This window comes from Pseudomonas thivervalensis (genome assembly GCF_001269655.1).
Classification (GTDB): Bacteria; Pseudomonadota; Gammaproteobacteria; order Pseudomonadales; family Pseudomonadaceae; genus Aquipseudomonas; species Aquipseudomonas thivervalensis.
The window spans coordinates 435,707-449,451 of record NZ_LHVE01000007.1 but is presented as its reverse complement, the minus strand read 5'-3'; the positions used below and the strand labels follow the sequence as shown (position 1 = coordinate 449,451).

General features: G+C 61.9%; 11 protein-coding genes. 7 read left to right on the top strand and 4 right to left on the bottom strand.

The window, feature by feature from the left end:
• The first annotated feature begins 14 nt into the window (after nucleotides 1-14).
• The 7 genes from AD659_RS09780 to cobA all read left to right on the top strand — a co-directional run bounded on the left by AD659_RS09780 (nucleotide 15) and on the right by cobA (nucleotide 10,525).
• Nucleotides 15-590, top strand: coding sequence for an ANTAR domain-containing response regulator (locus tag AD659_RS09780; RefSeq protein WP_003199539.1), 576 nt, complete (start codon nucleotides 15-17; stop codon nucleotides 588-590).
• 367 nt (nucleotides 591-957) lie between these two features.
• Nucleotides 958-2,169, top strand: a complete 1,212-nt coding sequence (locus AD659_RS09775; protein ID WP_053120618.1) for a nitrate/nitrite transporter — start codon at nucleotides 958-960, stop codon at nucleotides 2,167-2,169.
• A 9-nt stretch (nucleotides 2,170-2,178) separates the two neighbouring features.
• Nucleotides 2,179-3,849 carry a bifunctional protein-serine/threonine kinase/phosphatase gene (locus AD659_RS09770; protein ID WP_053120616.1) on the top strand — a complete coding sequence of 557 codons (1,671 nt, stop codon included), beginning with the start codon at nucleotides 2,179-2,181 and terminating at the stop codon, nucleotides 3,847-3,849.
• A gap of 425 nt (nucleotides 3,850-4,274) precedes the next feature.
• A complete protein-coding gene (gene nirB / locus AD659_RS09765; RefSeq protein ID WP_053120614.1) occupies nucleotides 4,275-6,728 on the top strand; it encodes a nitrite reductase large subunit NirB in 2,454 nt (817 codons plus the stop codon).
• On the top strand, nucleotides 6,725-7,042 hold the full coding sequence (gene nirD, locus AD659_RS09760; RefSeq protein WP_053120612.1) for a nitrite reductase small subunit NirD: 318 nt from the start codon (nucleotides 6,725-6,727) through the stop codon (nucleotides 7,040-7,042). The genes nirB and nirD overlap by 4 nt, the downstream gene beginning before the upstream one ends.
• Nucleotides 7,042-9,759 carry a nitrate reductase gene (locus AD659_RS09755; RefSeq protein ID WP_053120610.1) on the top strand — a complete coding sequence of 906 codons (2,718 nt, stop codon included), beginning with the start codon at nucleotides 7,042-7,044 and terminating at the stop codon, nucleotides 9,757-9,759. The genes nirD and AD659_RS09755 overlap by 1 nt, the downstream gene beginning before the upstream one ends.
• Before the next feature lie 10 nt (nucleotides 9,760-9,769).
• On the top strand, nucleotides 9,770-10,525 hold the full coding sequence (gene cobA / locus AD659_RS09750; RefSeq protein ID WP_053120608.1) for a uroporphyrinogen-III C-methyltransferase: 756 nt from the start codon (nucleotides 9,770-9,772) through the stop codon (nucleotides 10,523-10,525).
• A gap of 139 nt (nucleotides 10,526-10,664) precedes the next feature.
• Here cobA and AD659_RS29750 read toward each other — a convergent pair whose 3' ends face one another.
• The 4 genes from AD659_RS29750 to AD659_RS09730 all read right to left on the bottom strand — a co-directional run bounded on the left by AD659_RS29750 (nucleotide 10,665) and on the right by AD659_RS09730 (nucleotide 13,745).
• Complete coding sequence (locus AD659_RS29750) at nucleotides 10,665-10,865, bottom strand: nucleoid-structuring protein H-NS (RefSeq protein WP_156330585.1); 201 nt, start codon at nucleotides 10,863-10,865, stop codon at nucleotides 10,665-10,667.
• Nucleotides 10,866-11,096: 231 nt separating this feature from the next.
• The gene (locus AD659_RS09740; protein WP_053120603.1) at nucleotides 11,097-12,131 is read right to left on the bottom strand and encodes an OmpA family protein; all 1,035 of its coding nucleotides are present in this window, start codon (nucleotides 12,129-12,131) and stop codon (nucleotides 11,097-11,099) included.
• Nucleotides 12,132-12,238: 107 nt separating this feature from the next.
• The gene (gene sigX, locus AD659_RS09735; RefSeq protein WP_003183614.1) at nucleotides 12,239-12,829 is read right to left on the bottom strand and encodes an RNA polymerase sigma factor SigX; all 591 of its coding nucleotides are present in this window, start codon (nucleotides 12,827-12,829) and stop codon (nucleotides 12,239-12,241) included.
• A 91-nt stretch (nucleotides 12,830-12,920) separates the two neighbouring features.
• Nucleotides 12,921-13,745 carry a mechanosensitive ion channel family protein gene (locus tag AD659_RS09730; RefSeq protein WP_003199523.1) on the bottom strand — a complete coding sequence of 275 codons (825 nt, stop codon included), beginning with the start codon at nucleotides 13,743-13,745 and terminating at the stop codon, nucleotides 12,921-12,923.

The following is a 13,745-nucleotide window of genomic DNA, read 5'->3' as shown; positions in this document are numbered from 1 at the left end:
CAGGAGCCACGACCATGCTGCGTATCCTGCTGATCAACGACACCGCGAAAAAAGTCGGCCGCCTCAAGGCTGCGCTGATTGAAGCCGGCTTCGAAGTGATCGACGAGTCCGGCCTGACCATCGACCTGCCAGCGCGCGTCGAAACGGTGCGCCCGGATGTGATCCTGATCGATACTGAGTCACCCGGGCGCGATGTGATGGAACAAGTGGTGCTGGTCAGTCGCGACCAGCCACGACCGATCGTCATGTTTACCGACGAGCACGACCCCAATGTGATGCGCCAGGCGATCAAGTCAGGCGTCAGCGCCTACATCGTCGAAGGCATCCATGCCGCGCGCCTGCAACCGATCCTCGACGTGGCCATGGCCCGCTTCGAAAGCGACCAGGCCTTGCGTGCCCAGCTCTTGGCCCGGGACCAGCAACTGGCCGAACGCAAGCGCATCGAACTGGCCAAGGGCATGCTGATGAAGATGAAGGAATGCAACGAGGAACAGGCCTACACCCTGATGCGCCGCCAGGCCATGAGCCGCCAGCAGAAGCTGATCCAGGTGGCGGAGCAGATCATTGCCATGAACGAACTGCTCGGCTGAAAGCCCTGTAGCGCCTGCCTTGCCCCCTACTAATGATCGTTCCCACGCTCTGCGTGGGAATGCCGCCAGGGACGCTCCGCGTTTCGCTTCACAAGGTGACGCAGAGCGTCACGGGATGCATTCCCACGCAGAGCGTGGGAACGATCATGACAGACCTGGCACAGATCTCGCTTAAGCAACCCCACAGGTAACCAACGGCGGTTGCCCCACCTACGACAAAGACGTCGCACACCCTTCTTGCCTCTCTGGCGATCCGGGTTGCGGCGTTTTTTTGTTTTGGCTCTTCGGGGCCGGTGGTGCGACCACAGGCGGCGCACTGCTCTAAGCACTGACTCATTTCTCGAGACTTTTACAGCTGAGGTGCGCGATGAATTCAAGCTTCTGGAAATCCGGCCACACCCCGACACTGTTCGCGGCCTTTCTTTATTTCGACCTGAGTTTCATGGTCTGGTACCTGCTCGGCCCACTGGCGGTACAAATCTCCGCTGACCTGCACCTGACCACCCAGCAACGCGGCCTGATGGTCGCTACGCCAATCCTGGCCGGTGCCGTGCTGCGCCTGTTCATGGGCCTGCTGGCCGACCGGATTTCACCGAAGACCGCCGGCATGGTCGGCCAGGTGATTGTGATCGGCGCGCTGTTCTGCGCCTGGAAGCTGGGCATCCACAGCTACGAACAAGCGCTGTTGCTGGGCCTGTTCCTGGGCGTGGCCGGCGCCTCGTTCGCCGTGGCCCTGCCACTGGCCTCCCAATGGTATCCGCCACAACACCAGGGCAAGGCCATGGGCATCGCCGGGGCCGGTAACTCGGGCACCGTACTTGCAGCATTGATCGCACCGGTCATGGCGGTGGCGTTCGGCTGGACCAACGTGTTCGGCTTCGCGCTGATCCCGCTGGTGCTGACCCTGGTCCTCTTCGCCTGGCTGGCCAAGAACGCCCCAGAGCGTCCAAAAGCCAAATCCATGGCCGACTACCTCAAGGCCCTCGGCGACCGTGACAGCTGGTGGTTCATGTTCTTCTACAGCGTAACCTTCGGCGGTTTCATCGGCCTGGCCAGCGCCCTGCCCGGCTACTTCAACGACCAATATGGCCTGAGCCCCGTCACTGCCGGCTACTACACCGCCGCCTGCGTCTTCGGTGGCAGCCTGATGCGTCCCTTGGGCGGCGCCCTGGCGGACCGTTTCGGTGGCATCCGCACCTTGCTGGGCATGTACACCGTGGCGGCCGTCTGCATCGCCGCAGTGGGCTTCAACCTGCCAAGCTCCTATGCGGCCCTGGCCTTGTTCGTCTGCACCATGCTCGGTTTGGGTGCGGGCAACGGTGCGGTATTCCAACTGGTGCCACAACGCTTCCGTCGCGAAATCGGCGTGATGACCGGGCTGATCGGCATGGCCGGCGGCATCGGCGGCTTCGCCCTGGCGGCAGGCATGGGTGCGATCAAGCAGAGCACCGGCAGTTATCAACTGGCGCTGTGGTTGTTCGCCAGCCTCGGCGTCCTGGCCTGGTTCGGCCTGTACGGCGTCAAGCGTCGCTGGAGAACCACTTGGGGTTCGGCCGCTGTCACCGCTGCTCGGGTCTAACCTGCAACCATGAGCCTGCAATTGAGTTTCGCCGAAGCCAGCGCCATCGGCCCACGGGAGGAAAACCAGGACGCCCTGCGCCTGGTCACCCCCGCCCCGGCCCTGGCCGCCAGCAAGGGTTACCTGTTCGCCATCGCCGACGGCGTGAGCCAATGCGCCGATGGCGGACTGGCCGCCCGTTCGACCTTGCAGGCCCTGGCCCTGGACTACTATTCCACGCCGCAAACCTGGGGCGTGGCCCAGGCACTGGACCGGCTGTTGCTGGCCCAGAACCGCTGGCTGCAGGCCAACGGCGGTGGGCAACCGCTGCTCACCACTGTCAGCGCCCTGGTCCTGCGGGGCCGGCGCTTCACCTTGGCCCACGTCGGTGATTGCCGGGTCTACCGCTGGCACGCCGATCACCTGCAACGGGTCAGCGAAGATCACGTCTGGGAACAGCAGGGCATGCAACATGTGCTCAAGCGGGCCCTGGGCCTGGATCAACACCTGATCCTCGATTTTCTCGACGGCGAATTGCGCACCGACGAAACCTTCGTGTTGCTCAGCGATGGCGTCTGGGCGGTCTTGGGGGACACGGCCATCGCCGGCATCCTTCGCGACCAGCCGGACCTGAACCTCGCCGCACAGACGCTGGTCAACGCCGCGCACCTGGCCGGCAGCCAGGACAATGCCAGCGCGTTGTTGGTGCGGGTCGATGCCCTGGGCGAGTCCAGCATTGGCGATGCCCTGATCCAGTTGCAGCAATGGCCCCTGCCGCCTGCACTGAAAGCGGGCCAAGTATTCGAGGGTTGGCAGATCGAAAGCCTGCTCGGCCAGAGCCAGCAATCGTTGCTCTACCGCGTGCGCGACGGCCAGGGTCAACCCTGGCTGCTGAAGACCTTGCCCGTGCAACTACGGGACGACAGCCGCGCTGGCCAGGCCTTGCTCTCGGAGGAATGGTTTCTCAAGCGCGTCGCCGGACGGCAGTTTCCCGAGGTGCATGGCGTTCCCCAACGTCAGCACCTGTACTACGTGATGCGCGAATATCCCGGCGCGACCCTGGCCGAGCTGTTCAACCAGGGCGGGCCGTTGCCCCTGGCCCAATGGCAGGACCTGGCGCAACGGCTGGTGCGGGCGGTGGGTCTGTTGCATCGACGGCAGATCTACCACCGCGACATCAAGCCGGAAAACCTGCACCTGGGCGACGACGGCGAATTGCGCTTGCTGGACTTTGGCCTGGCGTACTGCCCGGGCCTGTCGGAGGACCAGGCCAACGTGTTGCCCGGCACTCCCAGCTACATTGCCCCGGAAGCCTTCGGTGGCACCGCCCCCACGGCGCAGCAGGATTTGTACGCCGTCGGCGTGACCTTGTACTTCCTGCTGACTGGGCATTATCCCTACGGCGAAATCGAAGCCTTCCAGCGACCGCGCTTTGGTGTGCCGGTCAGTGCCAGCCGCTATCGGCCGGACCTGGCCGAATGGCTCGGGCAAAGCCTGGAACGTGCCGTCGCGGCAGATCCGGGCCAGCGCTTTGAAACCGCCGAGGAATGGCTGTTGCTGCTGGAACAGGGCGAGCGCCGAAGTTTGAGCGTACGGCCCAGGCCGCTGCTGGAACGAGAGCCGCTGAAGGTCTGGCGGACGTTGGCGCTGGTGTCGTTGGTGATGAACGTTGCGCTGCTGTTCCTGGTATTCCACTCATGACCGTGGCGAGGGAGCTTGCTCCCGCTCGAGCGCGCAGCGGTCGCCGTTTTTTTGGGTCTGCTTCGCAGCCCAGCGGGAGCAAGCTCCCTCGCCACAAAAGCTTTTTCTCTAGCCCTTGCGCGCTCCATTACCGGGCAACACGCTTTGATTCGGTGCAATAAATCCCCCTCCAACGCCCCCGCCCCGCGCTAGCCCCAATAAATCCGCGCCCCCGAAGCACTTGGCACAACCACTGCATAACCTCTCTCACCATACATAAAGCAACGCCTCCAACGATGAAGGCGGTGCTTCCCGAGAGAACGGGACCAGGACAAAGGCGTCCTCGCTAGCTTGTGCTAGCGGGACGCCTTTTTTTGTTTTCGTAAAAATTGCCGAGCCAGTCCGATCGCCGTGATGAAACGGACATGAGCTTGCGGAGAACCCTGATGAAAAAACTCAAACTGGTGATGATCGGCAACGGCATGGCCGGGGTTCGCACCCTCGAGGAATTGCTCAAGCTGAGCAACGAGCTGTACGACATCACGGTGTTCGGCGCCGAGCCCCACACCAACTACAACCGCATCCTGCTCTCGCCGGTGCTGGCCGGTGAGCAGACGTTCGAAGAGATCGTGCTCAACGACCTGAGCTGGTACCTGGACAACAACATCAAGCTGCTGCTCAACCGCAAAGTGGTGGAGATCGACCGGGTCAAGCGCCGCGTCATCGCCGAAGACGGCAGCGAAGCCGAATACGATCGCCTGCTGATCGCCACCGGCTCCACACCCTTCATTCTGCCGATCCCCGGCAACACCCTGGACGGCGTGATCGGCTACCGTGACATCGCCGACACCCAGGCAATGATCGACACCGCCAAGACCCACAAGCACGCCGTGGTCATCGGTGGCGGCCTGCTGGGCCTGGAAGCGGCCAACGGTTTGAAACTGCGGGGCATGGACGTGACCGTCGTCCACATCGGCGAATGGCTGTTGGAACGGCAACTGGACAAGACCAGCGGCCAACTGCTGCAAACTGCCCTGGAAAACCGTGGCCTGAAGTTCCGCCTCTGCGAACAGACCCAGGCCCTGCACGACGCCGGCAATGGCCGGGTCGGCTCGGTCCAGTTCAAGAACGGCGACATCATTCCCGCCGACCTGGTGGTGATGGCCGCCGGCATCCGTCCCAATACCGAACTGGCGGAAAAATCCGGTATCCCGTGCAACCGCGGGATCCTGGTCAACGACACGATGCAAACCTACGACCCGCGCATCTACGCCATCGGCGAATGCGCCAGTCATCGCGGCACCGCCTACGGCCTGGTGGCACCGCTGTTCGAACAGGCCAAGGTCTGCGCCAACCACCTCGCGCAACTGGGCTTCGCCACTTACAAAGGCTCTGTCACGTCGACCAAGTTGAAAGTCACCGGCATCGACCTGTTCTCCGCCGGCGACTTCATGGGCGGTGAAGGCACCGAGACCATCACCCTTTCCGACCCGATTGGCGGCGTCTACAAGAAATTGGTGATCAAGGACGACGTGTTGGTCGGCGCCTGCCTGTACGGCGATACCGCAGACGGCGGCTGGTACTTCCGCCAGATCCGTGAGAACCACGGCATCAGCGAGATCCGCGATCACCTCATGTTTGGTGAAAATGCGCTGGGCGACGTCGGCCACCAAGGCCAGGACAAAGCCATGAGCATGGCCGACACCGCCGAAGTCTGCGGCTGCAATGGCGTGTGCAAGGGCACCATCGTCAAGGCGATCCAGGAACATGGACTGTTCAGCGTCGATGACGTGAAGAAACACACCAAAGCCGCCAGTTCCTGTGGCTCCTGCGCTGGCCTGGTGGAACAGATCCTGATCAACACCGTCGGCGGCGCGGCGGACGTCAAGCCGAAAAGCGAAAAAGCCATCTGCGGTTGCAGCGACCTCAACCACGGCCAGATCCGCCAGGCGATCCGCGACCAGCACCTTTTGACCATCGCCGGGACCATGAGCTACCTGAACTGGCGCACCCCGAACGGTTGCGCCACCTGCCGCCCGGCGTTGAACTACTACCTGATCTCCACCTGGCCTGGCGAAGCCCACGACGACCCGCAGTCGCGCCTGATCAACGAACGCGCCCACGCCAACATCCAGAAAGACGGCACCTACTCCGTGGTCCCGCGGATGTGGGGCGGCGTGACCAACCCGTCCGAGCTGCGGCGCATCGCCGACGTGGCCGACAAGTACAACGTGCCGATGGTCAAGGTCACCGGTGGGCAGCGCATCGATTTGCTGGGGATCAAGAAGCAGGACCTGCCCGGCGTCTGGAAAGACCTCGACATGCCGTCCGGCCACGCCTACGGCAAATCCATCCGCACCGTGAAGACCTGCGTCGGCAGCGAGTTCTGCCGCTTCGGCACGCAGAACTCCACCCAACTGGGCATCGAGTTGGAACACGACCTGTTCAACATGTGGTCGCCACACAAAGTGAAGCTGGCCGTCTCCGGCTGCCCACGCAACTGCTCGGAAGCCGGCATCAAGGACGTGGGAATTATCGGCGTCGATTCCGGCTGGGAGATGTACATCGGCGGCAATGGCGGGATCAAGACCGAGGTCGCCGAGTTTTTCGTCAAGCTCAAGACCGCCGAAGAAGTGCGTGAATACAACGGCGCCTTTCTGCAGCTGTACCGCGAGGAAGCCTTCTACCTCGAACGCACCGTGCATTACATGCAGCGGGTTGGCATGGAGCACATCAAGAAAGCTGTGCTGGAAGACCCCGAGCGACGCAAGGCTCTCCACGAACGCCTGAAGTTTTCCCTGTCGCTGGAACAGGACCCTTGGAAGCAACGCCTGGAACAGCCTCAGTTGAAGAAAGAGTTCGAAGTCATCCCCGTGAAGAACCTGGAGGTGCCGGCATGAACTGGTTGGATATCTGCGCACTGGAAGAGATCAATGTCCTCGGTTCGCGCATCATCAATGGCCCCAAAGGCGATATCGCGATTTTCCGTACCAGCGACGATGAAGTGTTCGCCCTCGATGACCGTTGCCCGCATAAAGGTGGCCCGCTGTCCCAAGGGTTGGTCTACGGCAAGCGCGTGGCCTGCCCGTTGCACAACTGGCAGATCGACCTGGAAACCGGTCTGGCCCAGGCCCCTGACGTGGGCTGCGCCCATCATCATTCGGCCCGGGTCGAAAACGGCCGGGTGCAACTGGCCCTGCGGGACGCAAGCTGATGAACCGCCAGATCACTGCCTCGACCTGCTGTTATTGCGGGGTCGGTTGCGGCGTCCTGATCGAGCATGACGGCGAGCGCATCCTCGGCGTCAGCGGCGATCCCGCCCACCCGGCCAACTTCGGCAAACTGTGCAGCAAAGGCTCGACCCTGCACCTGACCGGCGACCTCGCCGCCCGCGCCCTGTACCCGGAGCTGCGCCTGGGCAAAGGCCTGGCCCGGGCCCGTACCGACTGGGCCAGCGCCCTGGATCATGCCGCCAGTGTCTTCGCCGATACCATCGCCGAGCATGGCCCCGACAGCGTGGCGTTCTACATCTCCGGGCAGTTGCTGACCGAGGATTACTACGCCTTCAACAAGCTCGCCCGGGCCTTGGTGGGCACCAACAACATCGACAGCAATTCGCGGTTGTGCATGTCCTCCGCCGTGGTGGGCTACAAACGCAGCCTCGGTGCCGACGCCCCACCTTGCAGCTACGAAGACTTGGAGCTGAGCGACTGCGTGATGATCGTCGGCAGTAACATGGCCTACGCCCATCCCATCCTCTTTCGCCGTCTCGAAGAGGCCAAATCCCGCCGGCCGCAGATGAAAATCATCGTCATCGACCCCCGGCGCACTGACACCTGCGACTTGGCGGACCTGCACCTGGCGATTCTGCCGGGTACCGATGTCGCCTTGTTCCATGGGATTTTGCACCTGCTGTTGTGGGAAGACTGGGTCGACCGCGACTTCATCAAGGCCCACACCGAAGGCCTGTCAGACCTGAAGAACCTGGTCCGCGACTACACCCCGGCGATGGTCGCCCAGTTGTGCGGCATCAGCGTCGAACAACTGCACCAGTGCGCCGAATGGGTCGGCACGTCGCCGAGCTTCCTGTCCTTGTGGTGCATGGGTCTGAACCAGTCCACCTCTGGTAGCGCGAAAAACAGCGCATTGATCAACCTGCACCTGGCCACCGGGCAGATCGGCCGACCGGGTGCCGGCCCGTTCTCGCTGACCGGTCAACCCAATGCCATGGGCGGACGGGAAACCGGCAGCCTGTCGAACCTGTTGCCGGGTCATCGTGAAGCCGGTAATCCGGAGCATCGCGCCGACGTCGCGCGCTATTGGGGTGTCGAGCAATTGCCCGCCAGCACCGGCTTGAGCGCCATCGAGCTGTTCGAGCAGGTGCGCAGCGGCAAGATCAAGGCCTTGTGGATCGCCTGCACCAACCCGGCCCAATCGATGCCGGACCAGACGGCGGTACGTGAGGCCCTGCAAGCCTGCCCATTCGTGGTGTTGCAAGAAGCCTTCCGGACCACCGAGACCGCCGCCTTTGCCGACCTGCTGTTGCCGGCCGCTAGCTGGGGCGAGAAAGAAGGCTCGGTGACCAACTCCGAACGGCGCATTTCCCACGTTCGTCGGGCCATTGGCGCACCCGGTGAAGCGCGTCCGGACTGGGCCATCACCGTGGATTTCGCACAACGCCTGGAGAAACACCTGCGTCCGGGCCAACCCAGCCTGTTCGCCTTTGACACCCCGGCCCAGTTGTTCGATGAATACAAACAGCTGACCCGTGGCCGCGACCTGGATTTGTCCGGCATCAGTCACGATTTGATCGACCGCCTCGGCCCTCAGCAATGGCCCTTCCCCGAAGGTGCCACGGTCGGGACGGCTCGCCTGTACGTGGACGGGATTTTCCCCACTGACAGCGGCCGGGCGCGGTTTGTAGCCGATCCCTATCGCGCCGCCAAGGAGCTGCGTGACGCCCGCTACCCATTGACCCTCAATACTGGCCGCTTGCGTGACCAGTGGCACGGCATGAGCCGTACCGGCACCGCCGCGCAGTTGTTTGGTCATGTGAACGAAGCCGTGCTCAGCCTGCATCCCGATGAACTGCTCCGGCACCGCCTGCAAGCGGGCGATCTGGTCAACCTCAAGAGCCGTCGCGGCAGCGTGATCGTGGCCGTGGACAGCGACGACAGCGTGCGCCCCGGCCAGGCGTTCCTGCCCATGCACTGGGGTGATCGGTTCCTCAAGGGCGGCGTGAATACCCTGACTCAACCGGCCTTCGACCCCCTGTCGAAACAACCGGAACTCAAGCACAGCGGCGTGCGCCTGGAACCGGTGAACCTGCCTTGGCAGCTTTTCGCCTTGATCGAAGGCGATGTTCAACAGCACCTGGAGACCCTACGACCCCTTTGTGAGGCGTTTTCCTACGTCAGCCTGAGCCTGACCGGCCGTGAGCGTCCCGCACTGCTGATTCGCGCTGCCAGCGCCGTCGCGCCCGAACCGCAACTGCTCCAGGCCATCGATGAGCAACTGGGCCTGATCGACGGACCGGTGCTGGCCTATGACGATCCACGTCGCTCTATCGGTAAACGGGTGCGCATCGAAAACGGCCGCATCACCGCCATTCGCCTGGCCGGTGAAACCCTGGCCCGGCATTGGCTGCAAAACCTGTGGCTGGAAGGCCGTGCCGATGAACAACTGCGGCGCTGGCTGCTCGCGCCGTTGAGCGCGCCGCCGGGCAATGCCGGCGCCACGTTGGGCGGCAGCAAAACGCTGTGCAACTGCATGAACGTCAGCCAGCGTGCGGTTTGCGCGGGTATCGAGCGCGGCCTGGACTTGCAGGGCCTGAAAAAAGAACTGGGCTGCGGCACGCAATGCGGTTCCTGCGTACCGGAAATCAAGCGTCTGCTGGTTGCCACTGCGCAACCGCTGGCGGCTATCTCGTGAGGAAAACACTATGAACGCAAAAGTCTGGCTGGTGGGTGCAGGTCCCGGTGACCCTGAATTGCTGACCCTCAAAGCCGTGCGCGCCTTGGGCGAGGCCGACGTGGTGTTGATCGACGATCTGGTCAACGACGCGGTGCTGGAACACTGCCCAGGCGCACGCATCATTGCCGTGGGCAAGCGCGGTGGTTGCCGTTCCACGCCCCAGGCCTTTATTCATCGCCTGATGCTGCGTTATGCCCGCCAGGGCAAATGCGTGGTGCGCCTCAAGGGTGGCGACCCGTGCATCTTCGGTCGCGGCGGTGAAGAGGCGCAGTGGTTACGCGAGCATGGCGTGGAGGTGGAATTGGTCAATGGCATCACTGCCGGCCTCGCGGGGGCGACCCAATGCGATATTCCACTGACCCTGCGCGGGATTGCCCGGGGCGTGACCCTGGTCACAGCCCACACGCAGGATGGCAGCAGCCTGAACTGGCAGGCCCTGGCGCAGACCGGGACGACCCTGGTGGTGTACATGGGCGTGGCGAAACTGAGCGAGATCCGCGAGCAACTGCTGGCCGGTGGCCTGGCGGCGAACACGCCCGTGGCCATGATCGAAAACGCCTCCCTGCCCCACCAGCGTGACTGCCGCAGCGACCTGGCCTCGATGGAGGCCGATGCCAGCGCCTTTCAGCTCAAGAGCCCGGCAATCCTGGTGATTGGCGCGGTAGCGGGTGCAGCCGAACTGGCCGCCTCTCCACCGACCTTCGCGCAGGCTTGCGCCCTCTGACAGACACCTCCAAACCTGTGGGAGCGAGCTTGCTCGCGATGGCAATGTATCAGCAACCTGAAGGGTGACTGACACACCGCAATCGCGAGCAGGCTCGCTCCCACAGAACGAACGCGATCACCCAAAGCCAGGTCGGCTGTTAGGCCGCCTCGCTCTTGATTTTGATCTGGGGCGCCCCGTTAACCACGCTGGCCGAACGCAGGCATTGCGCAGTGGGCATCCCGGCATGGATGCCGGGATAGCCGCGCTGGGCCATGGATGGCCCTTCGCGGCGGGCCCACGGAGCAATGCCTTCGTTCGGGCATGCCGAGCCTAGGCGAGGCACCGAGTGGTGGGGCATGAGCGTTTTGCTTACTTTTGCGCTTCTCAAAAGTGACCCGCCGTCAGGGCGGAACCCTAAGTAGCCGTTACCGCAGCAATGGATATGTACCCGGTCATGCCGTAAGACCGTCATCGCGAGCAAGCTCGCTCCCACAGGTCTTGTGTTTCCCCCCAGCCTCCCTGTTTTTTCATAAATCCCAGGCAAAGAAAAGCCCGGCCTAGGCCGGGCTTTTCCAAAGCTGTGGGCTAATTACTTAGCTTGGGCTTCAACCTGCGCTTCTACGCGACGGTTAACTGCACGACCAGCGTCAGTGGCGTTGTCAGCAACTGGGCGGGTTTCGCCGTAGCCAACAGACTGAACGCGGGACGATTCAACACCGTACTGGTTGGTCAGAACTTGCTTAACGGCGTTTGCACGACGCTCAGACAGTTTCTGGTTGTAAGCGTCAGGACCGACGGAGTCAGTGTGACCTTCAACAGTGGTGCTGGTGGATGGGTACTGCTTCATGAAGTCAGCCAGGTTCTTGATATCGCCGTAGCTGTTAGGCTTGACGACCGACTTGTCGAAGTCGAACTTGACGTCCAGCTCAACACGAACGACTTCAGCAACAGCTGGGCAGCCATCAGCGTCAACAGTGACGTTGGCTGGGGTGTCAGGGCACTTGTCGACGTTGTCGCACACGCCATCGTTGTCGCTGTCGGAGCAGACTTCAGCCGGGGCTGGAACTGGAGCAGCAGCAGGCTTGGAGCCGCCACCGAAGTTCACACCGATACCGACGCTTGGCGCCCACTCGGTGTCGCCCTGGTCGATGTTGTATTGAGCTTCAACGCCGGCACGGGCGTAGAAGTTCTCGGTGAAATACAGCTTGGCGCCGCCACCAACGTTGGCGAAGGTAGAACGGTTACGACCGTTGCTGCCATTCTGGTCGATGCTCTGGTCGGAGAAACCGGCCGAAACGTAAGGACGCAGCATGTCGCCTGGGTTGTTGAAGTGGTACAGAGCGTCCAGAGCGGTGTTGGCGCCCTTGACGTTGGTGCCGTCGTCGGTACGTGCGTTGTGCACTTCGTCGTAGGCCAGACGCAGTTCAACGTCGTCGGTCAGGAAGTAACCAACCGAACCGCCGAACAGGTTGCCGTTGTTCTTGAAGTTACGAGCGCTGTCGAATTGTTCTTTCTTGGCGAAGCCTTCGATTTCAACTGCGCCTTGGCCTTGTGCCAGAGCGCCGAACGAAGTGGCAGCAATCAAAGAACCAATGGCAAAGCCCAAGGTGTTTTTCAGTTTCATCCGTTAAATCCCCATCTGGTGATTGTGAAGCAGTCCCGCAAACCGGGGGACAACTCGGCGGCAAGTCTATCAGAACTTGCCTACACGTAAGAGATATTTGCGCCGAACTAAGTTTCAGCAATGCCTGCAAATTTCTCACGCAATTTGTCAAGAGCGCGCTTGTAACGCATTTTTGTCGCGCTCAAACCCATATGCATTATGTCTGCGATCTCCTGGAATTCCAGCTCTGCGACAAATCGTAGCACCAGAATTTCCCGGTCAATCGGGTTTACATAGACCAGCCAGCGATCGAGTCCACCCTTTTCCTCGGGCTTGGGCGCCTTATCTTCCGACGCTTCCTCGAGAGGGTCCAGGCTCAACGCGTCCATCAAGCGACGCTTTCGCCGTTCCTTGCGATACTGCGTGATGCATTCGTTGTACGTGATGCTATAAAGCCATGTCTTGAACTTCGATTTCCCCTCGAAGTTCTTCAGGCCATACAGCACCTTCAACATCACCTCCTGACAGACATCGTCAGCATCACGATCGTTCCCGAGATAACGCGCACAAACGTTAAATAAAGTTCTCTGGTAACGACGCATCAACTCTTCATAGGCGCGTGTTACGTGAAACAGCTCCGTATGCGCGCGCGCGACCAACTCCTCATCGGAGAGATCACGGGGGTCGTAGCGCGTGGATAGCGATTGGGGTTTGTTCAAAACAAGTCGGGCCGACAGTCTAGGTCAATGTGCGCCGCAGCCTGGGGTAACAGGCATTTTGCGGCGGCATACATTAGCAGGGTTTGCCGGGTTAGCGGCTACTCACATGCTGTTCCAGCAGGATCCGATTGGAAAGCGACACCAACTCGCCCTCCTCGGTCAGCAGTGTGGTCTTCACCGTGCCGATCTCTTCGATCTGGCCTTCGACCTCGCCAACACGCACTTGTTGCCCAACCTCATACAATTCACGCACATAGATTCCCGCAAGAATCTGGCCGGCGATTTCCCGGCTTCCCAACCCCATGGCCAGCGCAACCGCCAGACCAACGGTAATCAACACGATCACGATCACGTGGTTGAGCAGGTCAGTCTTGACCTCCAACTGGCTGATCGCCACCGAAATACTGATGATAATCACCAGGCCCTGGGCGATACGCCCCACGCCAGCGGCGTAGTCCAGCCCGACGCCTTCGGCCGCACCGCGCACCAGCCCATTGGCCAGTTGCGCCAGCAGGACGCCGACCAGCAACACCAGCGCAGCACCAAAAACCTTCGGCAAATACAACGCGAGCATATCGAGCGTAGCCGAAACTCGCTCAAGGCCAAGGGATTCCGCTGCGGAAACCAGGAAAATCAGCAATACGAACCAGTAGACGATCTTGCCGACCAGGGTCGAGATCGGCACCTGGATGCCGCCACGGGACAGCAGCTTGGTCAGGCCGGTGCCGCCCATCAGGCGATCGAGGCCCAGCTTGGCGAGCAGCTTGGACAGCAGCGTGTCCAGCAGCTTGGCCACGACAAAACCCAGCAACAGCACCACCAGTGCGCCGAAGAGGTTCGGGATGAAGTTAGCCACCTTGGTCCACAACGCAGTCATTGCCGTGACGAGGCTCTGGGTCCAGAGATCAAGTTCCAT

Excerpts from the sequence above, each read along its gene's own strand:
- AD659_RS09730 (WP_003199523.1), bottom strand. The coding sequence starts at position 13,745 with ATGGAACTTGATCTCTGGACCCAGAGCCTCGTCACGGCAATGACTGCG.
- AD659_RS09770 (WP_053120616.1), top strand. The coding sequence starts at position 2,179 with ATGAGCCTGCAATTGAGTTTCGCCGAAGCCAGCGCCATCGGCCCACGG.
- AD659_RS09740 (WP_053120603.1), bottom strand. The coding sequence starts at position 12,131 with ATGAAACTGAAAAACACCTTGGGCTTTGCCATTGGTTCTTTGATTGCT.
- AD659_RS09755 (WP_053120610.1), top strand. The coding sequence starts at position 7,042 with ATGAACCGCCAGATCACTGCCTCGACCTGCTGTTATTGCGGGGTCGGT.
- cobA (WP_053120608.1), top strand. The coding sequence starts at position 9,770 with ATGAACGCAAAAGTCTGGCTGGTGGGTGCAGGTCCCGGTGACCCTGAA.
- AD659_RS09780 (WP_003199539.1), top strand. The coding sequence starts at position 15 with ATGCTGCGTATCCTGCTGATCAACGACACCGCGAAAAAAGTCGGCCGC.
- nirB (WP_053120614.1), top strand. The coding sequence starts at position 4,275 with ATGAAAAAACTCAAACTGGTGATGATCGGCAACGGCATGGCCGGGGTT.
- AD659_RS09775 (WP_053120618.1), top strand. The coding sequence starts at position 958 with ATGAATTCAAGCTTCTGGAAATCCGGCCACACCCCGACACTGTTCGCG.
- nirD (WP_053120612.1), top strand. The coding sequence starts at position 6,725 with ATGAACTGGTTGGATATCTGCGCACTGGAAGAGATCAATGTCCTCGGT.
- AD659_RS29750 (WP_156330585.1), bottom strand. The coding sequence starts at position 10,865 with ATGCCCCACCACTCGGTGCCTCGCCTAGGCTCGGCATGCCCGAACGAA.